A 25,868-nucleotide genomic window follows, 5' to 3' on the forward strand; every position below is an offset into this window, starting at 1 on the left:
GAAATATTTATCATTTTATTATAAATGGTATATGATGAGCTTAATGTAATATTTTACAAGTTTTTTAGGGCAAGGAGGGGTAAAAGTGGAGGAAGCAATAATTGATTTTCTCATTGCAGTTATGTTAATTATTGGTTTCACATACGGCCTCATTAGGCAATTTAGACATTGTGTCAGTATCAGGAACGGAAATAAGTCGGAGTATGTACATTACAAGAGGGTATTGATTGGAAACTACCTGATTTGCCTGTCCTATTCGGGTTTTCTTTTTTCTTATATTTTGAATTCATTACTATCATCTCGTATTATACCGGCTTCATTTATTACAAGTAATAATACTAGTTTTTGCTGTTTTGGTTTTCTTGCCATTCTATTAATCGCTAAATTTGGGATTATTCCAAAGGAAAATGAACAAGTTGAATTACAAGAATACATAGTGGAGAAAGAGGAAATATGAAAAAAATTTCGCTTACCTTATTAATCGTATGTATATCGATCACCTTTCTATTGAATTTTGCCAAGCCTGAATTTGCTGGCAAAATGAAAGACAATATAAGTTCCATGAATATCCTATATTCATACAGTGTCACAAAATCATTCTCGGAACAAACCCAAGAAACGATCGAAATGGCATCCGTGCCTTCAGGGAAAACTGAGACCAGGAGCGCCGATTTCCGAAGTGATGTTAAGCTTGAGGGAACTCCGCTGAATATTAAAAGTGTAGTGAAAGAGAGCTTGAACAAGCCACAGGCGTATAAAACTAAAGAGAAATTAACCGGTCCTGAAAAAGGGCTTTCATACCGGAAATATTATCTTACCAAAAATTATGATAAAGGAAGATATACAGTCATCCGAACGAATAAAATAACCGGAAAAGAAAAGGTGTATGTCGGAACTTATTATGAGCCGAGTACGCAAGACCCGATCGTCAAATGGTCACGTGATGAGAATTAATGGCTGATAATATCTTCTACATGAAAAGTTGAGTGAATATATGGAAAAAATAGTGAAGATCGAGGGTTATAACCCTGATTGGGTTTATGAATTTCAACAGGAAAAAGCGAGGATAATGGGGGTTTTAAAGAACTATTCCCTTTGTGTTGAGCATATTGGAAGTACTTCCGTCATAGGGTTGGGGGCAAAGCCGATTTTGGACATAATGGCTGGCGTACAGCATTTAGATGAAGCTGACACGTTCATTGAACCATTGAAATCGATTGGGTATGAATTTGTCCTGCATAAGGAGTTTCCCGAAAGGCGTTTTTTTAGAAAAGGCCAATGGAGAGCGGGGACACATCATTTGCATATCTATAGATTCGGAAGTGAACAATGGAAGAATCAACTTTCATTCAGGGACTATCTAAGAAGCCATCCTGACGTACGGAAACAATATCAGGAATTAAAATTATCCTTGGCTCAAAAGCATCCTGGGGATATAGTGGAGTACACGAAAGCGAAAGCTCCATTTATATTAAATGTCATGAAGAAAGCGAAATGTCTAAAGGAACGTACATGAAAGGGATGCTTATATGAGAAAGGTCGAGGTCGTACCATATAAGAAAGAATGGTCCAAGCTATTCCATGATGAATGCCATAAATTAAGGGATATTTTCGGGCCTGAAATGATGAATTTATATCATATTGGCAGTACGGCCATCCCGGCCATCCATGCCAAGCCAGTAATAGATATTTTGGCAGTGGTTAAAGATCTGGAATGTGTCGCTGATTTTAATAAAGAGATGGAAGAGATAGGGTATGATGCCAGGGGCGAGAACAGAATCGCCGGACGACGTTTTTTTCGTAAAGGCGGGGATGAGAGGACGCACCATATTCACATGTTTCAAAAAGGACATGAGGAAATAGCCAGACACATCGCTTTTCGGGATTATTTGCTATCACACCGTGATGAAGCACAAAAATATAGTAGGCTGAAGCAGCGCTTGGCAGCGGAATTCCCAGATGATATTAAAGGATATGTTAACGGGAAAAATGATTTTATCAAAAAGGTTGATGAAAAAGCGAAACATTGGGCGAAGCGTGGTGATCATCATGTTAATGAAGTGGATTAAATGCCAAGTGAATGAGGAAAACAAGCGTTCATTTTCAAAAGCACAAGAGGGATGGGGAGAATTGCGCAAGTGTGCTGGTTTCATGGGTCAAATCGGAGGGTGGAATAGATATGAACCCTTTGAAGCAGGCGTTCTCTCCGTTTGGAAAGATCTCCATGCCTATCAAAGTTTCATGCAGCATCAGCATGATGCAATATTCGCCAAAAGTGACCAGGGAAGTACTTATACAAATATTTCTGTCGATATATTCGAGAGTATATTCAATATAGGAACAACAGACATTACAGCTTTTTTTTGCAAGGGGAAATTACTGCGAGTGGCTGACTGTTTTGTTGAAGAGGATAAACATGCCCGTTTTGAGCAGGTGCTAAAAGAAGCAGGGAGCAAGGGCATGCTGTCTGGCGCATTCGGTAGTAAAAGGCAAAACGGCAGATACCTTGTCGCCTCAATATGGGACAGTAAACATTTACATCAAAGGTATGCGGATAAGGAATTGCCTGCCCTGATAAACGAATCGGGAGTGAACGTTTCAACCCATCGCATTACAGGAAGTTTAATTGAATTGCATCCAAAGTGGGTGGTCATTTAGAATCGAACATTATCAATCTATCAATTGGAGCTATGGCGTCTTTGATTGGAATGTTAAGGACATATCAGAGCTCTAAATATATTCTACAGAAGGTGATTACAAATGAAACTAGATTATGATTCACAGTACATCAGGGGCATCTACCTGAATAGAGATCGAATATCTTCATATGATCATTTCCCCTTTGATCTGCCGGTTATCAGGCATCTTCAAGAAGTTGCTTTTCATCCCAGTGTTACCTATGTTATCGGGGAAAATGGAATGGGGAAGTCCACCTTGCTTGAAGGTATTGCGATTGCGTATGGCTTCAATCCGGAAGGCGGAACGTTGAATTTCAATTTTTCCAATTATGATTCACATTCCAATTTGGACCAATTCCTCCGTTTGAAAAAAGGCGTGTATAAACCGACGGATAATTTTTTCTTTAGGGCGGAAACCTTTTATAATTTAGCTACGAATATAGAGGAATTGGACAGGGAGGCATCGTTTGGGTCGAAAATCATTGATTCCTTCGGTGGAAAATCACTTCACCAGCAATCTCATGGTGAATCGTTTTTTTCTGCTTTTGTAGAACGATTTCAAGGCAATGGATTGTATATCCTCGATGAGCCTGAAGCCGCTTTGTCGCCATTGAGACAAATCTCGATGCTGGCCAGGATAAATGAGCTTGCCAAACAAGGTTCCCAATTCATCATTTCCACCCATTCCCCGATCATCATGGCCTACCCGGATGCTAAAATCCTCCAAATTTCAGATGAGGGAATGAGTGAGGTGACTTTAGAGGAGTCCAATCACTATTTGTTAATGAAACAGTTTTTTGAAGATAAAGATCGTCTGCTTCATCATCTATTTCAATGAGATTTAAGCATCTCCATTAAAAGCAACTAATGAAAACCCCGACTGCACCGCACATTCGGGGTTTTCATTTTTCTGGAATTCATTGTTGACAGCTAAGGTGTATTACGGGTATAGTACATCTATAAGGTGTATGAACCACTTAGTACATACACGCATATCAGACTTTTTTAAATAAATAGGGGGTGGTTTTAATGAACGTAAATACCCGGGAACCGGTATATCTGCAAGTCGTTAGGCATTTTAAAGAACAAATAGCCATAGGCAAATTCGTAGCTGGACAGGAAATTCCCTCGCGAAGGGAACTGGCGGCTTCACTCAATATAAATCCCAATACCGCTCAAAAAGCGTATAAAGAAATGGAGGAACAGGGCTTGATTCATACTGAACGAAATTTCCCAAGTCAAATCACGACGAATGAAACGATTTTACAGGCTGTAAGGCAGGAATTGATTCTGGCAGCCGTTGATTCGTTTGTCAATGCGATTCGTCCGATTAATGTACCAGTTGATGAACTGCTTCGTGTTGTTAAAGAAAAATATTCGGAAGAAATAAGGGAGGAGGAAGAAAAATGATAGAAGTAAAACGGATTTCCAAGAATTACGGCCGGAAAAAAATCTTGGATAGTGTTTCTTTTACAGCTAATAAAGGGGAAGTCACGTGTCTGATCGGGATAAATGGTGTCGGTAAAACAACTACACTCAAAGCGATCATGGGATTGACGCCATATAAAGGTGAAATCCTGATCGATGATCAAAAGATGACAAAGGACAGTTATGAAAAAATCACCTTCATACCGGACGCACCGACCATGCTTCCGCAAATGACCGTTAAACAGGCAATGGTTTTCATGGAGGATTTCTATACCTCCTGGAATCCGGAAAGAGCTAACCAACTAATGGGGTTTTTCAAGCTTAAAGAGGAGAATCGCATTTCGGAATTGTCAAAAGGGAATACAGCTAAGCTCAACCTGATGCTTGGTTTGTCCCTTGACGTGGATTATGTACTGATGGACGAACCATTTTCAGGCATCGATATGTTTAGCCGCGAGCAAATCGCCGATGTCTTTGCGAGCCACCTTATTGAAGATAGGGGAGTCATCATCACGACCCATGAAATCGGTGATATTGAACATATAATCGATAAGGTCATTTTATTGGATAACGGTACAGTGCTTAAAGAGTTCAATACCGAAGAAATGCGTGAAGATGAAGGAAAATCGGTAGTCGATGTAATGAGAGAGGTGTATCAATCATGATGCGATATATAAAACTAGTGAACTTTGAAATCAACCGTTTCAGTAAAATCTATATTAGCTTATTGTTGATAACCTTGGTTTCGCAATTTGCTGGAGTGATCATGGGAATAAAGAGTTATCTTAATCAAGCACATGAAATCATGTCGGAAGAAAAAATATCAGAAGCTGTCTATGTTACTAACTATAATGGAATTGATTTTACCCATATCGCCAATACCCTCTGGTTTCAAGGACCAATCGCGTTGAGTGCAGTTGCCCTGATTTTTTACATTTTTCTTATTTGGTACCGTGATTGGTTTGGAAAGAATACATTCATTTACCGCCTATTGATGTTACCGACATCCAGATTATCGATCTACCTTTCCAAAGCCACGGCCATCTTCCTGATGGTGTTAGGATTGATTGCTTTCCAGATCATCATTTTACCAATGGAAAATGCCCTATTTAATTCAAACGTGCCCGAAGCGTTCTTGAACATGGAAATGTCTTCTTCAACTATCACGAAAACCAGTCCGATTCTGGCATTGGTCATGCCAAGCACGTTCACGCAATTCCTGCTTTCCTATGGCATCGGTCTTATGATCATGTCGATATTATTCACGGCGATCATGTTTGAAAGGAGTTTCCGCATAAAAGGAATCATTTTGGGCTTGATCTATTGCGGAATCGCTGCAGCGTTATTTTTAGCTCCCGTTTTCGTAATGGGGCTTGGTAATATCTATTTTTACCCAAATGAATTACTTGGTCTACAGCTCGCATTCGGAATCATCGTGACAGGACTATCGATTTGGCTTGGTTCTTGGTTATTGAAAAATCGTGTTACCGTATAACAACTATTAAAGGAGAGTGAACAAGGTGAAACGTTATTTATGCAGCATCATTATTGGAGTGGTTGTCATCTTAAGCATCGGGACCTATTATGTCAAAGTAGCTTCCTCTGCCTCCAGCCTTCCAAAGTATACGTTCAAGACACTGGAAGGCAGTGATAAAGAGCTTGATCCGGTAATCATAAATGCTTCGCTTGATAATGGTCCTTATTATGAATCATTAACATTTGAATCCAATACAACAACATATGATATTGAAAAGTCTTACTTGGAGAGCTTTTCTGGAAGACAAGATTATCGAATTGAAAGATTAATAAAAGAACATCGTTCGTTTATGCGTGGCAAGGATTCCATCAGTTCTTTATATGAAGACGATGATTTTCTGGCTTACGCTTGGGTGAATAGCGAAATTACGAATAACGGGAAAACGGAAGCGGAATTTGATATCGGTTTACTGGAGAAGAAGGACGAAGAGGAAACTTCATTCCAAATTGAACTTCCGAATCAAGAGAGAATCATGAATGCTGATGTCAGGGATGTGCAGTTGGTCCATTCAAAACTACAGGTTTTAACGATGAATGATGTGAAATCAAACAATGAGAAACAAACGAAAGAGGTTCATCTGTATACGATCGATTTAGCCAATAAAAAAGTTTTGAGCGATAAAACCCTTGTATCTGAAACCTTTACTTACCCTAATCAAGTTGATTTTGAGATACCGACGGATGTTGCTCCCATCCAGCCAAACAACATGGTTTTAATTTCGTTAATTAAAGGGGTAAATCATGAGGACGGTTCCTATAAGGAAAAGCCAAGCAAACTGTTATCATATAATTATGAAACGGAAAAAATAGAAACGGTTAAATTGCCCAAAAATGAATCGCTTAGCCTGGGCATGGCAAGATCAGGATATACGGACGGAAAAACACTTTATCTAATTGATAAGAAATCCGATAATTATCGCATTAAAACGTTTGACCTAAGCAGTCGAACGTTAACGAATGACAAGGAACTGGATGTAGCTGTTAATAAAGAGGAACAATACTTCGCTGCGATTAAGAACGGGCGTGTGTACTTTCTGATAGGCAACGGAGTGGATCAAGTGGGCTCATTAACATACAAGCCTGCCCAACTTCTAATTGCTGATTTAAAGACTGGAAAGACTTTATATAAAGGTGAAACGGTCATGCAAGCAACAAATAAAAAGAACGGCAAAAAATCTGGCTTTATTATCGAAGAATTGGAAGTAAAATAAGGATCACTATAATAGAAGCTGTTTCAAAAAGTATAAACTTTTTTGGCAGCTTCTTTTGGTGTAGGTTGAATTATCGGTTGCTAAGGTCGAATTATTTCTATGTAGGTCGAATTATCGGTCGTTAAGGTCGAATAATTACATTGTAGGTCGAATTATCGGTCGTTAAGGCCGAATTATTTGCATGAAAGCTGAATTATCCCCATCGACGGAAGAATTTCAGTAGGCAAGAGGGTTCTATCTAAATTAAAACATAGTTGATTGGAGCGGGTGTGCGAGACTCCTGCTTAGAAAAGCGCGTCCAGGGCGGACCGCCCGCGGAAATCGAGTGCCTGGATCGGAAATCAACGCTAAATTGTACTAGCAAAAAAAAACTGCAGGCAAACTTGATGAAAATCGAGTTTTCCTACAGTTTGGGGATATCCACCAATGGGATATCCCTTTTTATTTAAATGGAAGCCAAGTTCGTTCTGGCTGTACGTTCCTTCTTGCCGTGCAAGAAGTAGTAAAGGACGGAGGTTGCGATGACCAAAACGCCCAAGATTACATAAAGTGTGCTGTAACCTGTTACCGGAATGATGAATCCCAGAATATAAGGGCCAAAGCCAAGTCCTGCATCAAGCATGATAAAGAAGGTGGACGTTGCCATCCCCATCCGGTGAGGCGGTGTCAGTTTAACGGCAATCGCCTGCGAGCTTGATTGCATATTACCGAATCCAAGGCCAATAAGGAAACCTGCTGCCAGTAAAGTGAAACTATTGGTTGTTAAACTTAGAAGGAGCAAGCCGATTCCGAAAATAATGAAAGCCGGATACATAATGAAGTTTGATCCTTTCCGGTCCATCAATGGTCCTGAGAAAGGACGTGATAACAATACGGCTACTGCGTAAACTACAAAGAAGAAGCTTGCCGTATTGACCAGATCGATTTCAATGGCATAGAAACTGATGAAAGAAAGGACACTGGAATAACAGAATGCCAATAACAGGGTGATGATTGAGATGGGCAGTGCCTTAGGTTCGATGAAATTGGAAAGCTTGAATCCTTTGCTTTCCGTAACTTTGGCCGTCACTAACAATGCCGGGACATACAAGAAGAATGCGGTAATCAGGCTGATTACCCCTAAAGCCAGGCAGAAACTGAAAATGACTTGGAAGCTTGTATGTTGAGCCATATACAGACCGATAAAAGGACCGATTGCCGTCGCAAGTGTTGCGCTCATACTGTAATAGCCGATGCCTTCTCCCTTTCGTGTTGGCGGGATGATCTGGGCGACGATCGTTCCTGTCGCAGTGCTCGCCATCCCCATCGCCATCCCGTGGATCAGGCGGTTAACAAGCAGGAAGCCGATCCCAAGGTCCACAAAATATAGAAGAGTTGTCAAAGTGAAAAAGATCAAACCTATGAATAATGTTTTCTTACGGCCGATTGAATCAATGAAACGGCCAATGAACAGGCGTCCGATCAACGTCCCGATAATAAAAATACCAGATATGAGTCCGGCTTCACTTGTAGAAGCATCCAATTCATTAACAGCATAGATGGCAAGTGTCACCATCAGTAAATAAAAGATTAATGTTATGAAAAAATTGATGGACGAAACGATGACAAAGTCCTTCGTCCACAGTCTGGTTCTGGATTGGTCCATGTTTATTATCTCCTTACTTTATAATGTTATTTCTTATTTCGCCCATGATGCGTATGGCTGCGAGTTGTTCCTCTTCAGTGATCCCTTTCAAGATCTCCTGTTCGTATTGATCGATTGTCACACGGACTTCACTGTAGATTTTTTTGCCAAGCTCCGTAAGCCGCATTCTTTTCTCGCGTCTATCTTTGCTTGGCACATGCTCGACATACCCCAGCTCTTCCAAGCGGGCAATGGTCCTCGTAATCGTTGGTTTTTCCACACTTTGATAATTGGCAAGCTCTACAAGCGTCGCCGAACCATAATTGATTAAGTAATACAAAATGGACCACTGCGCCCTGTGTAAATCATGCTTGTTCAGCTGGATATTAAGATTATTTTCAAACGGCCGGTACAGCAATAATAATTGCTGAAAGAACTTTTGGTAAGTCTCTATCAGAATCACCCCTTATATCAATATATAGTTACCGTGAGTAATTGTTACCCTGAGTAACTATAATAACAAAACAAATCCATTCTGTCTACTCGGATTTGTAGTATCTTTAGAGAGGACTTTCAATCAGGATTAACGGCTATCACCTTTTGGAAAGCCGTAAGTCGGCTTTTGAAAATCATTTTTCACTTTGGCTTTTGAGCCAATTGACAAATCATCGTTAACATCAAGCTGAACAATAAAACGACAAAAAATGAGTCTGAAAGCGTTAACAAATGACATGTTTTTACTGATACACTAAGAACAAGCAAGGGGGAATAATACATGTATTTAGACGAAAGGAGCAATTTAATATTTAAAGAGGTTTTGAGTAATCCGGATATTTCAAATGTAAAGTTAGAAAATAAATATGCTTTGTCCCGAAGACAAGTCAGCTATAGTTTTAATAAAATCAACAACTGGTTAGAAGATAATAATTATCCAACCATTAGACGGACAAATAGCGGAAAATTCATCATCAGTCCAATCCTAATTGATTTATTTGCTGAGAAAGTAGGCGAGTCTGCTTCGGCAAATTATATTCTATCTGAAAAAGAAAGAGCTCAACTGATTCTGCTGTTGTTACTGAGTAGCGAGGAAGAACTCTCCTTAGCACATTTCTCTATTGAACTGGAAGTAAGCAAGAACACAGTACTTCGAGATATAAAGTACACTCAAATACTGGTCAGGACTTATCAGTTAGAGATTGTTTACTCCAGAATGTACGGTTACGACATAATAGGAAGTGAGTGGAATAAAAGAAAACTATTAGTGAAAGTTCTACAGGTTATAATGGGGTTTTATAAGGGTGAACAGTATATTCAGCGGGTGATTCTAATCTCCAGCGAAGAGATCGAAAAGATAAAAATGCAAATGGAAGATGTTGAAAAACAGTTACACCTTCAATTTATCGATGAGAAAATGAAGCTTCTTCCCTATATCATTGCAATTCTATTAAAAAGGATTAAAAAAGGAAAATTAATTACTGATTCCTACCATATTGATTATGAAGAATTATCCGATACCAAGGAGTACGAAGCAGCGGAAATCTTAATCCAAGGTGTTGGAAAAATTCCGAAAGTGGAACGTTTATTCATTACTCTGCAGCTTCTTACGTCAAATGTATTATCAACCCAGTTTTTAACGGATAAAGAAATACCTCAATTAACAAGATCTCTTAGGGACAGCTTAGATCTTTTCGAAAAAAAAGCATGTATCACGCTAAAAGGAAAAGAAGAATTATTGAATAAGCTGGTGCTGCACATGAAGCCAGCATATTACAGAATTAAATATCATTTAACGACCGATTATACTTTGATCGAAAAGGTTAGCGAAGAATTTGAGGCCATTCATTATATTGTGAAAGATGCGATTAAACCATTTGAACAATATATCGGCTGTGAAATACCCGAAAGTGAAATAATGTTTATCACTATTTTTATAGGCGGTCATTTAATCAACAGCGGTGAACGAATTCAAGCCAAGAAAAAAGCAGTTGTTGTCTGTCCGAATGGTGTGTCCATCTCACACTTGATGGAACACACGTTACGGGATTTATTTCCTGAGTTCTACTTTTACCAAGCTTTATCCATTCGTGAATTTGAAAAACTGGAATTTGAATATGATCTTGTGTTTTCACCTGTACCGCTGCAAACAGATAAACATTTGTTTATCATTGACCAATTTATTTCGGACTTTGAAAAGTTACAATTGCGTCAACGTGTAATGAAGGGGATATTCGGCCTCGATTCTTCAGTTATAAATATTGAACAGCTTATCAATGTTATCGAAAAGCATGCAAAGGTAGAAGAGAAACAATTACTCGAAAAAGCCCTGCAAAATTACTTTTCATTTCAAGCAACAAATGAAATTTCGCAGAAATCAGATTATGTTCTATCCGATTTTATCACTCCAGAAACCATTGTTTTACAAGAAAGAGTAGAGGATTGGAAGGAAGCGATTGCACTGGCAGCTGGGCCCCTTCTGCAAAAAGGCGCAGTTACTAAATCTTATGTAGAGGTGATACAAAAACAATATCCAAAGATGTCACCTCATATCGTACTGCGATTAAATATCGCGATCCCTCATGCAAGTCCGGAGGATGGAGTCAATAGAGTTGGCATGAGCTTATTGAGGATAAGAGAGGGTCTTGAATTTGATGATAAACATAAAGTACACCTTGTCGTAGTTATTGCGGCATTGGATAAGAAAAAGCATCTTAATGCGTTGTTACAATTAATGAAACTAGCCGACCAAACTGAGGTCATAAATGAAATGGCTCAAATGGATCATCTAAGCGATATTTATAAAGTAATTCAAGACTATTCGGTATAAAAAAATCGGATTGGAGGATAGAACATGCCATTGGAGCAATTTGTTAGAGATGATTTAATTAAACTTCATATTGAATGTGAAAACCAAGATCAGCTTTTTGATGTGATGTATCAAGAAGCATTCAAACTAGGGTATGTTAGTGACTCTTTTCTAGGTAAGATCAAAGAAAGGGAAGCTTCCTTCCCAACGGGGCTAAATATGGACCATTACAACGTAGCCATACCTCATACGGATCCAGAATGTGTTTTCGAACAATTTATTGGTGTCGTCACACTTGAAAAACCTGTAAGATTTCGTTTGATGGATGACAATACAAAAGAAGTTGATGTATATGTCGTATTAATGCTGGGGCTTAATCAACCGCACAGTCAGCTGAAGGTATTGCAACAGTTAATGGAAGTGATTCAAGATGAACGTAATTATAAGCAAATTTCACAGGCACAAACAAACGAAGAGATTCATTCTGTTTTTAAAAAAATTAATTTGAATGCAAAGGGAGAGTAATGATATGAAAAAGTATACAGTTCTAGTAGCGTGTGGTGCAGGGATTGCGACTTCAACGGTGGTATGTGACCGAGTGGAAAATTTATTGAAGGATAATCATGTAAATGCTGAGGTTGTGCAATGCAAAATATCTGAAGTATCTTCCCGTCAAGAAAGTGCGGATTTGATCGTTTCTACTACTATTTTACCAACAACATATAACATTCCAGCAGAAATTGCGACTGCATACATTACTGGAATTGGGATGGATAAATTAGATCAGAAAATCTTAGGTCATTTAAAAAGCTAAACCGCACATAATTTTTAATCCTAAAAAGAAAAGGAAAGCAGGGGGTTAATTATGGATAAGCTTTTATCAGTGGTTCAGGAAGTATTGAATTTAGGGCCTACGGTGATCCTGCCAATTGCGATTTTAATTATTGGAATGATGTTTGGAACGGGATTTAAGAAAGCGTTTAAATCTGGTATCATCATCGGAATTGGATTTGTGGGGATCAATCTGGTTATTAATTTGCTCATTACAAACCTAGGTCCGGCCGCCCAACAAATGGTAGAACGTTTTGGTCTTAACTTAACAGTGATTGATACAGGATGGCCGTCTGCTGCAGCCCTTTCATTTGCTTCCCCAGTGGCAGCTATACTGATTCCCATTTGTTTTTTTCTCAATATTGCGCTTATTTTATTGAAATTAACTAAAACACTGAATATTGACATTTGGAATTACTGGCATTTTATTGCTGCGGGGGCGACAGGGTATGTTGTAACGGGTAGCTGGTGGTTTGCCATTTTATGTACCATTCTTTATCAGTTGGCCGTTCTGTTCGTAGCAGACAAAACAGCACCGATGGTTCAAAAATTCTACGGGCTGGAAGGGATTTCGTTGCCAACTGGCTCTACGGCAGCATTTGCACCAATTGGTATTTTGGTAGGGATGTTTATCTCTAAAATTCCCGTAATCCGAAACCTGCATGCAGACCCGGAATCTATCCAAAAACGTTTTGGCATTTTTGGAGAACCGATGATGATGGGATTAATTCTTGGCTGTGTAATTGGTTTACTGGCCGGTTATGGACCAGGTGATATTTTTCAAACGGGTATCTCTTTAGGAGCGGTTATGCTACTGCTTCCGCGAATGGTGAAAATCTTGATGGAAGGACTTATCCCCATTTCTGAGGCCGCTCGCTCTTTCCTGCAAAAACGCTATGGCGACCGGGAGCTCTATATCGGCTTGGATGCAGCGTTAGCTGTAGGTCATCCCGCTGTTCTATCAACCGCATTGATTCTAGTTCCGATTACATTGTTTCTGGCCGTTATTTTACCAGGAAACAAGGTATTGCCTTTTGGTGACTTAGCAACGATTCCGTTTTATGTTGCGTTTGTGGTTGGATTTCTTAGAGGGAACATTGTCCATTCGGTCCTTGCAGGTACCGTGATGATTGCTTTTTCTCTATACATGGCGACAGACTTTGCCATCATTCATACACAGATGATGGAAGGGGCTAAATTTGACATGCCCGAAGGTGCCACACTCATTTCCAGCCTGGATATGGGCGGAAACTTGTTCAACTGGATCATTCTTAAATTCTCGCAATTATGGGCATCCATTTTCTAAGATTACTATAGTAAAAGAGGTAATGACTGATGAAAGCTGCCGTTTTATATTCAGAAAATCATATTATATGTGAAGAAATAGATATCAATCCATGTGAAGCGAATGAAGTCAAAATAAAAGTGATGGCCGCTGGAATTTGCGGCTCTGATACACACAAGATGACGAATAAATGGAAATATACACTGCCAGCTATTATGGGCCATGAGTTCTCAGGCTATGTTGTTGAAGCGGGTAAAGATGTTACTGATATAAATATTGGCGATCGTGTGGTCGCGATTCCTTTCATTCCTTGTCGTGAATGTGAGTATTGTAGGCGAGGGGAATATTCTGTATGCGAAAATCACGGAATGATTGGTTCTAAATCATTCGGTGCGTTTGCCCAGTATGTTAACATTCCATCCGTCAATGTGCTACCGATAGGGGAGATGGATTTTGAGGAAGCAGCCATGATCGAGCCATTGGCCGTTGCGCTTCACGGAGTATTAAATATTAAACCACGACTTGGCGATGTAGTAGCGGTATTTGGAGCTGGAACGATTGGCATTTTAACGATACAGTGGCTGAAAATTGCCGGAGCAAAAGAAATTATCGCAATTGATATTTCCGATGATAAATTAGCTGAGGCAGCTGCCTTGGGATGCGAGAGAACCATCAATCCAATGAAAGAGGATTTAACTGAAAAAATTAGCGAGTACACAAGTGGAATAGGCGTGGACATTGCGCTCGAGTGTGCGGGGTCTAAAGTAACACAGGAACAGTGCTTGCTGGTTACGCGAAAAAAAGGAAAAGTCGGCTATTTAGGAATCGCTTATTCAGATGTTCATCTTTCCGAACAAGCATTTGAGAGTATTTTTAGAAGAGAATTAACATTAAAAGGGTTTTGGAATTCATATTCAGCTCCATTCCCGGGTGAAGAATGGACGAAGAGCATCGATTTTATCAATAAAGGGAGAATCGTGCTAAAAGAATTAATTTCTCATCGTTTTGGGCTCGAAGATACGCAAAAGGCCTTTAACATGATCATAAATCGGGATGAGACGTATGGAAAAGTGCTGATCATCCCAAATAAGGAGTGAATAGACATGAAAGCAGTAATGAAAACAGCACCGGGACAGGACAATATGTCACTTGAAAATCTACCGGAACCAAAAGTGCAAAATGATCTGGTCAAAATCAAAGTGGCCTATACAGGAATCTGCGGTACAGACATTCATACCTTTACTGGGGAATATCGAAATTCAAAAACGCCTGTTGTGCTTGGGCATGAATTTTCTGGGACGGTTGTAGAAGTTGGGAATGGTGTTACAAAAGTTAAAGTAGGAGATAAAGTAACGAGCGAAACCACATATACTACGTGCGGAAATTGTGTATATTGCTTGGAAAAAGATTATAACCTGTGTTCAAACCGCACCGGAATAGGCACACAAGTAAACGGAAGCTTTGCAGAATATGTACTCTCCCGTGAAGAAAGCATTCACGTACTGCCAGAGGACATTAGCCTGAAAGCAGCCGCTTTGACCGAGCCGCTTGCTTGCTGTGTACATGCAGCATTAGAAAAAACAACTATAGAAGAAGACGATAAAGTCCTTATTTTTGGACCGGGTCCCATTGGTCTTCTGCAATGTCAGGTAGTCAAGGCTCAAGGTGCTTTCGTCATTATGGCGGGTATTACAAAGGATAAAAATCGGCTCGATTTGGCTAAATCACTGGGTGCAGATGTTATTGTTGATATTCAGGAAGAGAACTTGGAAGAAATCGTTTTTAAGCAAACAAACGGTTACGGAGTGGATAAATTATTTGAGTGTTCTGGTGCAGTGCCGGCTATTAATCAAGGCCTGCCATTGGTGAAGAAAAAAGGTACATTCGTACAAGTTGGCATTTCTAGAGAGAAAATGAATCCAATTGATCAAGAATCGGTCATTCAAAGGGAAATTCAGTATGTTGGCACACGCTCTCAAAAGCCAAGCTCTTGGCATACAGCATTGGAGCTGCTGAAAGAACATAAGATCGATACAGAAAAAATGGTGACGAAAATTGTCTCATTGGAAGATTGGCGCCAAGGATTTGAAGCAGTTCTATCGGGAAATGAAATTAAAGTCCTTGTTAAATCCCTGTCATGATAATACCTTAGTATGCTGAGAATTAAATCATCATACCCGTTCCTCTTAACTGGAGCGGGTATTCCTACAATTTCGGGGAGCATCGATCTTCCTCTGAAGGTGATAAATTATGCAGTCTGCTACATTTCTCACCTAATAATAATAGTCGAAAAGGGCAGTCAATCCCACATATCTTTCCTGCTTCTTTTTAGACTTCAAGCTTATGAAAAGTTTGAGTTTACGATTGTCTCAACCCTGTGTTTTACTATATATCAATGCCACTGGTTGTTAAGTGACACGATAAAGGAGGATGATAAGTTGTCAAAAGGATATCTTCATCATATTGAGCTGAATGTTACAAATTTAAAGAGGAGCATTGATTTTTGGGCCTGGTTTTTGGACGAGATGGGCTATGAGCCATTTCAGGAGTGGGTAAGCGGGAAGAGTTGGAGATTGGGTGATATGTACATTGTTTTTGTACAAGCGGAAACAAGGTTTCTTGACATTCCCTATCATAGGGGACGAGTGGGTCTTAACCATTTAGCCTTTCACGCCACTTGCCGGCAACAGGTTGATGAGATCGCAAGAAAGTTAAGGGGCAGAGGAGTTACCATCCTTTATGCCGACAAGCATCCATTTGCCGGCGGGAAGGATCATTATGCCGTATATTTCGAAGATCCCGATCGGATGAAGGTCGAACTCGTGGCCCCTTAATCTACGTAATAGTTGGCATAGCTATAATGTCCTTTCTCAGGTTGTTCGGGTTCTGGGCCAAGTGAAAAGGCCTCGATCAATATAAATGCACCGAAAACTTGGGTCCAGCTGCCTAGTAAAAGAATTTGTTCTCCCATCCGTACTTTTTCATTTAAAATGAAGATATTTCCGACCGATTCCAAAAAAGAACCGGCTGCAATGAGTCCATTTCCCTTGACTTCAAAAGAGCGTGAAATGGACTCCTCCGTCAATGATGCCCCGAAGGCTTCAAAAGCGGCACCAAGGCCTTGGATTCCACTGCCGATTGCATCGGTTCTGGTGCCCTCCTCCACTGAACCACTCAACTGCATATCTATTCCAACTGCATTTGCGATATTGCCAATAGCCTCAAGCCAAGCACCGAATATGAAATAGGTTTCCGAACGTTCATTTTCCGGGTTCAGCATTTTCGAACGGCCGATTGCTTGCAGCGAATTTCCAACGGCTTCAATACCATTCCCTTTGAGGACGAGATCTTTTCCAAGATTAGTGCTCGTTAAAGTTTGCCGGGTTTGCCCGATTGCACCTACAAGTGTGCCGATGCCGAGTAACCATGCTCCTGAAATAAGGAGGTCATCTCCATGAGTGATCATATCTCAAACGCTCCTTAAAAGTGGTTAGATTATATTATTCAGGAAACAGTGTTTGTTTACATATTCCTTTATCACTTTGGGCTCGGTTGAAAATTACCCACTTATTGGTATAATGACAGCTGGAGGAGATGATATTGACTTTTAATAATTTTTTACAAATGATTATCACTGCACTTTTCTTTATGGTTTTTACGTTTTGTACCTGGTATGAAGGCAGTGAAATTCTGGATAGACCTTCGGAATGGAAGTATTCCACGCCTTTCACACAAGTAAATGATGATCAGGCAATGGATGCAGATGATATTTCGAATTTCGATTATTTCGTGTATGCCGCAAAATTCAAACCGTTATTTCCATTTCTTATGGTCCTAGCCTCATCGTACTTAATCATACTTACGGGATATATCCTGTTCAAAAGAAGGATTAAAAAAATGGCTCTATTCTTGTTGGGATTTGGTGTCCTTTTTCTGTTTTCAAGTGGTTTTGTATCCAATTCCCCGACTGTTGGAGGAAATATCTTTACAGCATTTTTTCTGATAGGCGGAATGATAGCGATAATAGGTGCAGCTCTATATTATTTCCGAATGCCAACAGGATTCAATACGATCATGAAGTAAGCAAGGCTGCCGATGAGGCAGCTTTTTTTTGTGCAAAATGTTGACACAAAATAACGAAAAATAATAGTCATTTTCGCAAAATTCTTAGATTGAACTTCACTGAAATGTAGTTTATAGTTAAGTCGAAATTTAGTGGACCAGTTGCTATATTACCGGCGATGAACCCTATCGATTGGATAAATCAGTGATTGAAGAATAAAGCGAAAAGGTGATAATATGTCAGGCAAAATCAAAATTGAACAGCCAAAGATCCCTCAAGACTTAACACAAGCGAACTTTCAGGAAATATATTATCAGGATGAGCCTTATCTTGAGTCCTGTATCATAACCAATTGCACGATCGATAGAGAAAAGATGGATAAAATCGTATTATCACAGGTTGTTTTTAAAAATGTGACATTCAGCGATGTATCATTCAGGAATATCGAGCTGACGGATGTCATTTTTGATCATTGCGATTTAACGAATGCCGATTTCATGGGCGGCTCGATTCATCGTGTGGAATTCAAAGAGTCCAAACTTTTAGGCATTAACCTGTCTGACGCAAGTTTAGGGAATGTCTTCTTTGAGAATTGCAACTTGAATTTAAGTGCCTTTGGTTATTCCAGTTTAAAGCAAGTGAGGTTCGATCATTGCTCATTGGAAAGTGCTGATTATTATGAGTGTAAATTCATTAAAGTGAAGTTCGAAACATGTAGATTAAATGAAGTGAACTTTTCCCGGACACCGCTCAAAGGAATTGATATTAGCAGTTCTACATTTCAAAGGATTACCGTATCCCCGGAAGATCTGAAAGGATGCGAAGTTTCCCCGGACCAAGCGATAGTTTTTGCAGCCATGCTTGGACTGAAAATTAAAGAGTGAACCTTTCAATAAGGCTGAAACGAGGGACCACCGAATTTGGAGGTCCTTTTTGAGTTGGCCTGTCGTTAATTCATTGGATATTTGTGGTAAAAATAGAAAGGGTGAATAGAATTATATAGTTTTTGAATAGTACGGAATGTTTGCATAAATGGAGGATATCTTTACAATATTTGTTAAGCGGAAGGGGGATTGGATGTTGATTATCAATAAGGTCACTTTGTATAGTCATGCCTGGAATGAAATGCGGAGTTTTTATGTTGATGTATTAGGATTTGAGTTACTATCGCAAACTGATGATGGTTTTGAAATTAAGGCTGGGGAAAGTGTACTTGAAATTAAAAAATATCATCACAAGGAAAAGCCTTTTTACCATTTTGCCATGAACATACCGACCAATTTATTTACTTCGGCAAAAGCATGGGCGAAATCAAAAGTGGAATTGACTAGAGAAGATGATGATGACGAAGTTTATTTTAGCTTTTCAGACGCACATTCTTTTTATTTTTTAGACCCTTCAGGCAACATTGTCGAATTCATATCGAGATATTCCGTATCACCCGAATCCGAGGCTGAGTCTTTTTCAACTCAAAACGTCCTGTGCATCAGTGAAATAAACATTACGACAGATGAAGTCAGGGCTTTGGGAAATCAGTTAATAAGTAATGGTGTACCTGTAAGGAAGGGTGAAGCGATAAGTGAAGATGGGTTGAATTTCATGGGGGAACATGAAGCAGGTTCGTTTTTACTTTTAGGTCCAAGGAAACGGCGTTGGATTTTCTCGGATAAAGAGTCGGAAATCTTTCCGCTTTCGCTAGTCATAAATCAGCAACTGGATATTTCATTGGATGGCGAAGGATTTATGGAACTGAAAAAGGTGGAATGATGTAGATTTATATTTTGGTAATAAACTTCAAGCGACCGATTGGAATCATGAAAGCTAGCACAGAAGCAGGGCTTCCTGCCATTGATATATCTCCAAACCACCATTTAATCTCATTACTGATGCGAGTCTTACGATTATAAGCTTGTTACTCCTAATATATAATTAGGAGTTTCACTTTTTTTAAATAAGGCTATGTTAAAATTTTGAATAAATCGTAATCATTTATGGTAATCTGATTTATTTTTGAAAACAAAAGGTACAATTCGGATACTATGGCAACGATATTAGCTGAGCTTGTTAACTCACCCTTTACTCCTTCTGCTCACAAACGTCGGTTAGCTGTATATATTTATATTTTTACTTAATAAATTCTCTAAACTCATCAATATAGAAAGCTACATAACCACAATTTGGGCATACAGATGCTTTAGGGTTTGCAGAAACACTACTGAAAAGTCCTTTCTTTTGACTAATCTTTATCCCATACATTCCGCCCTGAACATTTACTTTGCAATTATCTATCATTTCAGTTTGGCACTGATTACAAATTCGATTCATGAAAACACTCCTTTTTCATTTAAAAAACTACTTAAGTAGAAACACTCAGAATCCAATGTTAATTTTAACATAAATATCCAAAAGAGCTTGTGACATTTTGGAATTACATAAGAAAAGTCATGTTTAATAGAGGAAAAGTTGATAACATAGCAGTCTAAAAGAATTTAACAACACCATTGAAATGTTCCTTGCCGAACATAAAAATGAAGTGAATACTGCACCATAACCGAAGGAGCAAAGCCATGAAAAAAAGAAGTTTATTGATAGCGATGGGCGTGATCATTTTCGGGATCATTGCCTCGATAGCATTGGTATCTCAAATCAAAAAGAAAGAGATCGCCGGTAAAAGGGCATTTCCACAGCATACAGTCTATCAAGCGGGGACGATAAAACCTGACAATCTGTCACAGGAGGAGATGGACACTGCCGTAGCGAATTTTTATGAAACCTGGAGAAAGGAATATCTTAAGCAGCCTGTCGATAAAAATGATGAATATTATATTTTTTACAATGATAAAGGATATGCAGAGCCCAAGAATGCAGTGACCGTTTCTGAAGCTCATGGTTATGGGATGATGATAACGGCAATCATGGCAGGCAGCCAGGACAAGCAGTACTTCGATGGGCTTTATCGTTTTTATAAAGCGCATGGAAGTGATAATGACCCTTCATTAATAGCATGGCAGCAAGTAAAGGATAAATCGGGTAAAATCATCAATACGCCAGGGGATGCCGATTCAGCAACTGATGGCGATATGGATATCGCCTATTCGTTACTATTGGCACATCGCCAGTGGGGAAGTGAAGGGGAAATTGACTATCTTGCCAGTGCAAAGGACATCTTGGGTGCGATCATGTCGAATGAGATAAATCGGTCGCAGTACCTTGTTAAACTAGGGGACTGGGCGGAAGATGAAGATGACGTATACGGACAATCGACTCGTTCATCTGACCTTCTTCTCAATCATTTTAAGTCATTTGAGGCGGCAACTGGGAATGATGAATGGAAAGGTGTAAGAGATAAGGCCTATAAGGTCATTCAATCTATTTATAAGGAGAAAAGCGGCAATACTGGCCTCATCCCGGACTTCATTGTACAATCCAAGGGAGAATATCAGCCGGCAGAAGCGGGCTTTTTAGAAGGGGAGAATGACGGCAATTATAGCTGGAACAGCAGCAGGACCCCTTGGCGCTATACGCTCGATTACTTACTGACAGGTGATGAAAGAGCGCTGCCGCAATTACAGAAGATGAATGATTGGATTAAAGCGGAAACGGATGGCAACCCTGAAAATATCCAATCCGGTTATACGCTAAGCGGAAAAGCCGTGGAAGAAGGGAATAGTACAAGCTTCGTCGCTCCATTCATGGTGAGTGCCATGGTTGATTCCTCCAACCAGCAATGGATTAATCGCTTATGGAATCGGACGATACAGGACCAAGATGATGATGATTATTTTGCCAATACGATAAAATTACAGACAATGATTGTGGCTTCAGGTAACTGGTGGGCGCCATGATTCAATAGGAGAAACTAATTAAAGATGAAAAGGAGTTTGATGAGAATGATGAAGGTCACACCTTTCTTGATGTTCGAAGGTAATGCGGAGGAAGCGATGAATTATTACACATCTTTAATCGAAGGATCGAAAATAACGAGCATTGTTCGGTATGGTGCAAATGAATCAGGTACAGAGGGAAGCGTCATGCAGGCTACCTTTACCTTGAAAGATCAGGAATTTATGTGCATCGATAGCAATGTTAAGCATCAATTTACGTTTACACCATCGTTTTCAATATTCCTTACATGTGATAGTGAAGAGGAAATTGACAGCCTTTATTCGAGTTTAACTGATGGCGGACAAGTGATGATGCCATTGGGTGACTATTTCTTTAGTAAGAAGTTCGGCTGGGTATCTGATAAGTTTGGTGTTTCCTGGCAGCTTACTCTACCAATATGAATGAAGTGAAAACGCCACTGGATAGTGGCTTTTTTCAGTTTGGTGGCCAAAGGGGTTCGTAAGTGTCTCACCCCGAACCATGATTTTAAAAGAAGACTTTGTGAGGCTTTTTCCCGAAGCATAGAAAAGGTACATAAACGGATCAAGGATAAACCGTTTGTGCTGTGAAGGAATTAATTATATATTAATCCTTGAGTACATTAATTCATGGATTAAAGTATGATGATAAGAAAAGCCCGGAGGAGACAATCATGAAAAATATCAATACAGAACAAGAATATCGTGAACAAATCAACCAAGAGGGACTGACAGTCGGGATTTTTACGACTACATGGTGTCCGGACTGCAAACGTTTAGACATGTTCATCGATGAGATCACTCAAGAACATCAAGACAAACAGTGGTTTACGATCGATCGTGACGAGTTCCCTGAGATTTCTGAAGAGCAAACGGTAATGGGAATTCCATCACTATTAGTATTTAAAAATGGGGAAAAGGTTGCGCACCTCCACAGTGCAAATGCTAAAACTCCAGAAGCGGTCAATGAATTTCTAAATGACCTATAAAAGATCTTGAAAAGGTGAACCCCTTATTGTGCTGTAATGAGGGGTTCATCTTTTTTTTAGAAATTTTTTCTAGAAATGACTTGATTTCTAAGGTGAAACGGGTTTTAATTATAGATACCGAATATCCATTATGGATATATGATATCTACATACATATTAAAAGAGGTGAACTGATTTGCAATTAACAAAAGGGGTCGAGCAAGCCATATGCATCATCGTTATACTCTCTACCCAGGATAAAAATGTCCCGCTTTCGTCTAATGAGATCAGCAGGCGATTAGAGGTGTCTCCTTCTTATTTGAAAAAAATCATAAGGAAATTGGTCGTAAAGCAGATAATCACTTCCGTTCCTGGTAATAACGGCGGCCTTACTCTTGCCAAAAGTGTAGATAAGATTAAAAACCTTGAAATTATTGAGGCGATGGAAGGTCCCATTTCGATGTTTCCGGATACAGGACTTATAGAAAAAGCGTTTAAAGATGGAGAGTATGCAGAGAAGGGAATGGACGTCCTTCGTCGGATGTTTTCTCGGGCGGATCAACTTTTAATAGAGTTCTTTTCCAGCCAAACAGTGGCAGATTTGCTTAAAGAAAGCTTTGGCACCACGGACATACCGACTCTTAATTGGAATACCGCGTCATTGAGTGATGTACTGCGTGAAAAGAAAGGTGAAAAGAAGTGAACATGCTTAAACAAGAATGGAAGCTTTTCCTTACAAATCGAAAACTGGTCGGTGTCGCAATCGTTTTACTGTTCGTCCCGATTATTTATGGGGGGTTATTCCTTAGTTCTGCTTGGAATCCATACGGAAATACAGGCAAATTGCCTGTTGCAGTCGTGAATAAGGATGTGAAGGCGGAATATGAGGGAAAAACCTTAACAGTCGGTAATGAGCTAGTCGAGCAATTAAAGGACAATGATGATTTAGAATGGCATTTCGTAACGGAAAAAGCGGCGAAAAAAGGGTTTGATGATGGTACATATTATATGGTCGTTACCATTCCGGAGGATTTTTCAAAAAATGCATCTACCGTCATGGATGATAAGCCCAAAAAAATGAATCTGACGTATGATGTGAATCCAGGACGCAGTTTCGTTTCTGAAACGGTCGGGAAACAGGCAACGAATAATTTGAAAACGGAAATTGCCGAAAGTGTCACAAAAGAATATGCGGAAGCGATCTTCTCCCAACTGGATGAAATCGGAGAAGGATTCGGCGATGCGGCAGATGGGGCATCAAAATTGGATGACGGTGCAAAAAAACTGCATGATGGAAACAAAGAAGTGACGGAAAATCTGAATAAGTTAGCTTCGAGCACATTAACTTTTAAAGATGGAGCGAATAAACTTCAAATTGGCGTTGGCGAGTTTTTGGAAGGAGCCAACAAGCTTGAAAGTGGCGCATCGGATCTAAATAAGGGAATTTCACAATATACTTCCGGTGTCGGTCAGTTGCAAAAGGGTGCGGATGAACTAGCATCAGGCACAGGGGAATTAGCTAGTAATAGTGAAGCACTTATACAAGGTTCTTCCCAACTTTCCACTGGTTTGGCCAAAGTGGTTCCAGGAGCGCAAACTTTAAATACTGGATTGGCACAAGCGCAAACAGGCAGTGCGAATTTGAATGATGGGTTGAATCAATTATCACAAAATGCAAGCCAGCTGACGGACCAATCGACAGGAATTCCAAAATTGGCAGCAGGTCAGCAGAGTTTAAATCAGGGAATCAATAAACTGGCAGAAGGTAGCCAGGCATTAAATGACGGCCTGAAAAAAATGGATGGCCAATTGCCCGCAGAAGAACAGCTGAATCAGCTTAAGCAAGGACTGACAAGCATTCAAAGCGGTGTAAATCAATTGCAAGAAGCGGTTCCATCAGGAAGCAGCACGTCCGGTACCGTATCCGGCATTACCGAAGATCTCAATAACAGTCAAGCGGCTTTAACGGAACTTCAATCAACGATTGCGAATAATGGTCAGAGCACGATCAATGCCGTTCAAAACACGGAAGCCTTCAAAAGCATGACCAGTGAACAGCAATCCGAATTAATCGGAGCGGTTCAAAATGAACTTCAAAGCCAGGCGGAAGCACAAAAACGAATCGCATCGACTCTTGCTGCAAGTGTATCCGACTTATCAACGCAATTAACGGATAAAGTAATGCCTGTATTGAATGGATTAGGCCAGCTTCCGGAACAATTGGCCAATTTAAATAATGCGGTGAATAAAGTCAATCCAAACGCTGTTTCAGCGTTAAACGGATATACGGCAATAAGGAACGCACTGGAAGAACAATTGATTCCTGGTGCGACCCAATTAAATGGCGGCTTGAATGAAGCTGTCGAAGGAAGCAATCAATTAACGGCGGCAACACAAAGTTTAAATGAACGGACACCAGAATTAGTGAAGGGGATCAACCAGTTAGCACAAGGCGGTTCCTCGTTAAATAATGGCCTTTCAAAACTAACTGAGGGATCTGGTCAGTTGGTTGATGGAGTTTCACAACTGCAATCAGGGTCATCCTCCTTTGGGAATGGTCTTGAGAAGTACGCATTTGGTGTTAGCCAAGTCGGCGAAGGGGCAAGCAAACTGGCTAATGGGGCCAATCAACTGAATGCCAACTCAGCGGCCTTGAACGAGGGCTCATCAGCACTTGTTAAAGGCACTGAACAATTGGCAAGCAATCTGCCTACTTTGAGCAATGGAGTCATCCAGCTTGCTGATGGCGCAGGTAAGATCAATGAAGGTTCATCAGCACTTGCTGAAGGTTCCGGTAAATTGGGTGATGGAATCACCTCACTTGAAGATGGAACTGTCGAGCTTTCGGAAAAACTCAGTGATGGTGCAGAAGAAATAAGTGAAAATAAAACAAACGATGATAATTACAGCATGATTGCTGAACCGACACAGGTCAAAGAACAAAAAAGCAGTGACGTGCCGAATTATGGTCATGCACTGGCTCCTTATGTATTGTCTCTAGGGTTATTTGTTGGAGCTATTGCCTTCAATATGGGATTCCCGACAGGATTGCCTTCTACAAGGCCTACATCAGGAGTGGCATGGTGGTTCAGTAAATTTACGGTCCTATTCATCCAAGCGACGCTTTCTGCATTAGTGTTGGATGCGATCATGGTTTGGGGAATGGATTTACAGGTCGAGAACATGGGGCAATTCATTGGGGTTTCCATACTGACTTCACTTACGTTCATGTTCATCGTTACTTTCTTGACCGTAGGGTTTGGAAATCCAGGTCGTTTATTGGCGATGATATTCCTTGTATTACAGTTAGGTGCAAGCGGAGGAATGTTCCCTGTGGAGCTGACCAATAACTTCTTCAGTCATGTTCACCCGTTCATACCGATGACATACTCTGTCATGGGCTTCCGTCAGGCGATGAGTACGAGCCTTGGAGCGGATGCATTGACAACGAGTATAGTGTTCCTTACTGGATGCATCATTGTCTTTAATCTGCTGCTATTGCTAACGATGGTCATCAAGAAGCGCAAAGCACACAATATTGAGATGGATGCATAAACTAATGAAGAAAAACCCCGGTG

At 40.0% G+C, this 25,868-nt stretch carries 29 protein-coding genes; 25 read left to right on the forward strand and 4 right to left on the reverse strand.

The window, feature by feature from the left end:
• Nucleotides 1-85: 85 nt before the first annotated feature.
• The 10 genes from OSJ91_RS03340 to OSJ91_RS03385 all read left to right on the forward strand — a co-directional run bounded on the left by OSJ91_RS03340 (nt 86) and on the right by OSJ91_RS03385 (nt 6,853).
• Nucleotides 86-457 (forward strand): hypothetical protein, encoded by a 372-nt coding sequence (locus tag OSJ91_RS03340; RefSeq protein ID WP_485890982.1) that lies wholly within the window; start codon nt 86-88, stop codon nt 455-457.
• Entirely contained in the window at nt 454-954 is a 501-nt protein-coding gene (locus tag OSJ91_RS03345; protein ID WP_485890983.1) for a hypothetical protein, read from the forward strand. The genes OSJ91_RS03340 and OSJ91_RS03345 overlap by 4 nt, the downstream gene beginning before the upstream one ends.
• Nucleotides 955-994: 40 nt before the next feature.
• On the forward strand, nt 995-1,516 hold the full coding sequence (locus tag OSJ91_RS03350; protein ID WP_413015387.1) for a GrpB family protein: 522 nt from the start codon (nt 995-997) through the stop codon (nt 1,514-1,516).
• A gap of 13 nt (nt 1,517-1,529) precedes the next feature.
• Nucleotides 1,530-2,069, forward strand: coding sequence for a GrpB family protein (locus OSJ91_RS03355; protein WP_485890984.1), 540 nt, complete (start codon nt 1,530-1,532; stop codon nt 2,067-2,069).
• Complete coding sequence (locus tag OSJ91_RS03360) at nt 2,056-2,658, forward strand: YdbC family protein (protein ID WP_485890985.1); 603 nt, start codon at nt 2,056-2,058, stop codon at nt 2,656-2,658. The genes OSJ91_RS03355 and OSJ91_RS03360 overlap by 14 nt, the downstream gene beginning before the upstream one ends.
• A 102-nt stretch (nt 2,659-2,760) precedes the next feature.
• A complete protein-coding gene (locus tag OSJ91_RS03365; protein WP_485890986.1) occupies nt 2,761-3,516 on the forward strand; it encodes an AAA family ATPase in 756 nt (251 codons plus the stop codon).
• Nucleotides 3,517-3,707: 191 nt separating this feature from the next.
• Nucleotides 3,708-4,088, forward strand: coding sequence for a GntR family transcriptional regulator (locus tag OSJ91_RS03370; RefSeq protein WP_485890987.1), 381 nt, complete (start codon nt 3,708-3,710; stop codon nt 4,086-4,088).
• A complete protein-coding gene (locus tag OSJ91_RS03375) occupies nt 4,085-4,771 on the forward strand; it encodes an ABC transporter ATP-binding protein (protein ID WP_485890988.1) in 687 nt (228 codons plus the stop codon). The genes OSJ91_RS03370 and OSJ91_RS03375 overlap by 4 nt, the downstream gene beginning before the upstream one ends.
• Nucleotides 4,768-5,601, forward strand: a complete 834-nt coding sequence (locus tag OSJ91_RS03380; RefSeq protein ID WP_350301208.1) for a hypothetical protein — start codon at nt 4,768-4,770, stop codon at nt 5,599-5,601. Before OSJ91_RS03375 ends, OSJ91_RS03380 begins: the two co-directional genes overlap by 4 nt.
• 25 nt (nt 5,602-5,626) lie before the next feature.
• Nucleotides 5,627-6,853: a hypothetical protein gene (locus tag OSJ91_RS03385; RefSeq protein WP_485890989.1), complete on the forward strand. Its 1,227-nt coding sequence runs from the start codon at nt 5,627-5,629 to the stop codon at nt 6,851-6,853.
• 445 nt (nt 6,854-7,298) lie between these two features.
• Here the strand turns inward: OSJ91_RS03385 and OSJ91_RS03390 are convergent, their stop codons facing one another.
• On the reverse strand, nt 7,299-8,498 hold the full coding sequence (locus tag OSJ91_RS03390) for an MFS transporter (protein WP_485890990.1): 1,200 nt from the start codon (nt 8,496-8,498) through the stop codon (nt 7,299-7,301).
• A gap of 13 nt (nt 8,499-8,511) precedes the next feature.
• The gene (locus OSJ91_RS03395; RefSeq protein WP_350302778.1) at nt 8,512-8,931 is read right to left on the reverse strand and encodes a MarR family winged helix-turn-helix transcriptional regulator; all 420 of its coding nucleotides are present in this window, start codon (nt 8,929-8,931) and stop codon (nt 8,512-8,514) included.
• 321 nt (nt 8,932-9,252) lie between these two features.
• On the opposite strand from OSJ91_RS03395, the gene OSJ91_RS03400 reads away from it, so the two are divergent.
• From OSJ91_RS03400 to OSJ91_RS03430, 7 genes are all read left to right on the forward strand, one after another.
• The gene (locus OSJ91_RS03400) at nt 9,253-11,301 is read left to right on the forward strand and encodes a BglG family transcription antiterminator (RefSeq protein ID WP_485890991.1); all 2,049 of its coding nucleotides are present in this window, start codon (nt 9,253-9,255) and stop codon (nt 11,299-11,301) included.
• A gap of 24 nt (nt 11,302-11,325) precedes the next feature.
• Nucleotides 11,326-11,805: a PTS sugar transporter subunit IIA gene (locus OSJ91_RS03405; protein ID WP_413015407.1), complete on the forward strand. Its 480-nt coding sequence runs from the start codon at nt 11,326-11,328 to the stop codon at nt 11,803-11,805.
• Between the two features lie 4 nt (nt 11,806-11,809).
• Entirely contained in the window at nt 11,810-12,094 is a 285-nt protein-coding gene (locus OSJ91_RS03410; protein ID WP_485890992.1) for a PTS sugar transporter subunit IIB, read from the forward strand.
• 51 nt (nt 12,095-12,145) lie between these two features.
• Nucleotides 12,146-13,417, forward strand: coding sequence for a PTS galactitol transporter subunit IIC (locus tag OSJ91_RS03415; protein ID WP_485890993.1), 1,272 nt, complete (start codon nt 12,146-12,148; stop codon nt 13,415-13,417).
• A gap of 29 nt (nt 13,418-13,446) precedes the next feature.
• Nucleotides 13,447-14,493, forward strand: coding sequence for a galactitol-1-phosphate 5-dehydrogenase (locus tag OSJ91_RS03420; RefSeq protein WP_413015411.1), 1,047 nt, complete (start codon nt 13,447-13,449; stop codon nt 14,491-14,493).
• 6 nt (nt 14,494-14,499) lie between these two features.
• Nucleotides 14,500-15,537, forward strand: a complete 1,038-nt coding sequence (locus tag OSJ91_RS03425; protein WP_413015413.1) for a zinc-binding dehydrogenase — start codon at nt 14,500-14,502, stop codon at nt 15,535-15,537.
• Between the two features lie 297 nt (nt 15,538-15,834).
• Nucleotides 15,835-16,230, forward strand: coding sequence for a VOC family protein (locus OSJ91_RS03430; RefSeq protein ID WP_350301212.1), 396 nt, complete (start codon nt 15,835-15,837; stop codon nt 16,228-16,230).
• Here OSJ91_RS03430 and OSJ91_RS03435 read toward each other — a convergent pair.
• Complete coding sequence (locus OSJ91_RS03435) at nt 16,227-16,862, reverse strand: DUF6944 family repetitive protein (protein WP_485890994.1); 636 nt, start codon at nt 16,860-16,862, stop codon at nt 16,227-16,229. The two genes, OSJ91_RS03430 and OSJ91_RS03435, sit on opposite strands and share 4 nt — an antisense overlap.
• A gap of 134 nt (nt 16,863-16,996) precedes the next feature.
• On the opposite strand from OSJ91_RS03435, the gene OSJ91_RS03440 reads away from it, so the two are divergent.
• From OSJ91_RS03440 to OSJ91_RS03450, 3 genes are all read left to right on the forward strand, one after another.
• A complete protein-coding gene (locus OSJ91_RS03440; protein ID WP_350301214.1) occupies nt 16,997-17,479 on the forward strand; it encodes a DUF4306 domain-containing protein in 483 nt (160 codons plus the stop codon).
• A gap of 216 nt (nt 17,480-17,695) precedes the next feature.
• A complete protein-coding gene (locus OSJ91_RS03445) occupies nt 17,696-18,343 on the forward strand; it encodes a pentapeptide repeat-containing protein (RefSeq protein ID WP_258832223.1) in 648 nt (215 codons plus the stop codon).
• A gap of 193 nt (nt 18,344-18,536) precedes the next feature.
• Nucleotides 18,537-19,226: a VOC family protein gene (locus OSJ91_RS03450; RefSeq protein WP_350301215.1), complete on the forward strand. Its 690-nt coding sequence runs from the start codon at nt 18,537-18,539 to the stop codon at nt 19,224-19,226.
• A gap of 357 nt (nt 19,227-19,583) precedes the next feature.
• Here the strand turns inward: OSJ91_RS03450 and OSJ91_RS03455 are convergent, their stop codons facing one another.
• A complete protein-coding gene (locus OSJ91_RS03455) occupies nt 19,584-19,784 on the reverse strand; it encodes a nucleic acid-binding protein (protein WP_350301216.1) in 201 nt (66 codons plus the stop codon).
• A 242-nt stretch (nt 19,785-20,026) separates the two neighbouring features.
• Here OSJ91_RS03455 and OSJ91_RS03460 point away from each other — a divergent pair, with 242 nt between their 5' ends.
• From OSJ91_RS03460 to OSJ91_RS03480, 5 genes are all read left to right on the forward strand, one after another.
• The gene (locus OSJ91_RS03460; RefSeq protein WP_485890995.1) at nt 20,027-21,304 is read left to right on the forward strand and encodes a family 8 glycosyl hydrolase; all 1,278 of its coding nucleotides are present in this window, start codon (nt 20,027-20,029) and stop codon (nt 21,302-21,304) included.
• 45 nt (nt 21,305-21,349) lie between these two features.
• Nucleotides 21,350-21,745: a VOC family protein gene (locus tag OSJ91_RS03465; RefSeq protein WP_350301218.1), complete on the forward strand. Its 396-nt coding sequence runs from the start codon at nt 21,350-21,352 to the stop codon at nt 21,743-21,745.
• A gap of 203 nt (nt 21,746-21,948) precedes the next feature.
• Nucleotides 21,949-22,311: a thioredoxin family protein gene (locus OSJ91_RS03470; protein ID WP_373689809.1), complete on the forward strand. Its 363-nt coding sequence runs from the start codon at nt 21,949-21,951 to the stop codon at nt 22,309-22,311.
• A gap of 175 nt (nt 22,312-22,486) precedes the next feature.
• Nucleotides 22,487-22,993, forward strand: a complete 507-nt coding sequence (locus OSJ91_RS03475; protein WP_034310735.1) for an RrF2 family transcriptional regulator — start codon at nt 22,487-22,489, stop codon at nt 22,991-22,993.
• A gap of 2 nt (nt 22,994-22,995) precedes the next feature.
• On the forward strand, nt 22,996-25,845 hold the full coding sequence (locus OSJ91_RS03480; RefSeq protein WP_485891839.1) for a YhgE/Pip family protein: 2,850 nt from the start codon (nt 22,996-22,998) through the stop codon (nt 25,843-25,845).
• The last annotated feature ends 23 nt before the right edge of the window (nt 25,846-25,868 follow it).

It is taken from the genome of Bacillus sp. T-10(2022) (assembly GCF_056502895.1).

Coding starts and splice junctions, on each gene's coding strand:
- OSJ91_RS03345 (WP_485890983.1), top strand. CDS start 454: ATGAAAAAAATTTCGCTTACCTTATTAATCGTATGTATATCGATCACC.
- OSJ91_RS03350 (WP_413015387.1), top strand. CDS start 995: ATGGAAAAAATAGTGAAGATCGAGGGTTATAACCCTGATTGGGTTTAT.
- OSJ91_RS03355 (WP_485890984.1), top strand. CDS start 1,530: ATGAGAAAGGTCGAGGTCGTACCATATAAGAAAGAATGGTCCAAGCTA.
- OSJ91_RS03360 (WP_485890985.1), top strand. CDS start 2,056: ATGAAGTGGATTAAATGCCAAGTGAATGAGGAAAACAAGCGTTCATTT.
- OSJ91_RS03365 (WP_485890986.1), top strand. CDS start 2,761: ATGAAACTAGATTATGATTCACAGTACATCAGGGGCATCTACCTGAAT.
- OSJ91_RS03370 (WP_485890987.1), top strand. CDS start 3,708: ATGAACGTAAATACCCGGGAACCGGTATATCTGCAAGTCGTTAGGCAT.
- OSJ91_RS03375 (WP_485890988.1), top strand. CDS start 4,085: ATGATAGAAGTAAAACGGATTTCCAAGAATTACGGCCGGAAAAAAATC.
- OSJ91_RS03380 (WP_350301208.1), top strand. CDS start 4,768: ATGATGCGATATATAAAACTAGTGAACTTTGAAATCAACCGTTTCAGT.
- OSJ91_RS03390 (WP_485890990.1), bottom strand. CDS start 8,498: ATGGACCAATCCAGAACCAGACTGTGGACGAAGGACTTTGTCATCGTT.
- OSJ91_RS03400 (WP_485890991.1), top strand. CDS start 9,253: ATGTATTTAGACGAAAGGAGCAATTTAATATTTAAAGAGGTTTTGAGT.
- OSJ91_RS03405 (WP_413015407.1), top strand. CDS start 11,326: ATGCCATTGGAGCAATTTGTTAGAGATGATTTAATTAAACTTCATATT.
- OSJ91_RS03410 (WP_485890992.1), top strand. CDS start 11,810: ATGAAAAAGTATACAGTTCTAGTAGCGTGTGGTGCAGGGATTGCGACT.
- OSJ91_RS03415 (WP_485890993.1), top strand. CDS start 12,146: ATGGATAAGCTTTTATCAGTGGTTCAGGAAGTATTGAATTTAGGGCCT.
- OSJ91_RS03420 (WP_413015411.1), top strand. CDS start 13,447: ATGAAAGCTGCCGTTTTATATTCAGAAAATCATATTATATGTGAAGAA.
- OSJ91_RS03425 (WP_413015413.1), top strand. CDS start 14,500: ATGAAAGCAGTAATGAAAACAGCACCGGGACAGGACAATATGTCACTT.
- OSJ91_RS03435 (WP_485890994.1), bottom strand. CDS start 16,862: ATGATCACTCATGGAGATGACCTCCTTATTTCAGGAGCATGGTTACTC.
- OSJ91_RS03445 (WP_258832223.1), top strand. CDS start 17,696: ATGTCAGGCAAAATCAAAATTGAACAGCCAAAGATCCCTCAAGACTTA.
- OSJ91_RS03450 (WP_350301215.1), top strand. CDS start 18,537: ATGTTGATTATCAATAAGGTCACTTTGTATAGTCATGCCTGGAATGAA.
- OSJ91_RS03455 (WP_350301216.1), bottom strand. CDS start 19,784: ATGAATCGAATTTGTAATCAGTGCCAAACTGAAATGATAGATAATTGC.
- OSJ91_RS03460 (WP_485890995.1), top strand. CDS start 20,027: ATGAAAAAAAGAAGTTTATTGATAGCGATGGGCGTGATCATTTTCGGG.
- OSJ91_RS03465 (WP_350301218.1), top strand. CDS start 21,350: ATGATGAAGGTCACACCTTTCTTGATGTTCGAAGGTAATGCGGAGGAA.
- OSJ91_RS03480 (WP_485891839.1), top strand. CDS start 22,996: ATGCTTAAACAAGAATGGAAGCTTTTCCTTACAAATCGAAAACTGGTC.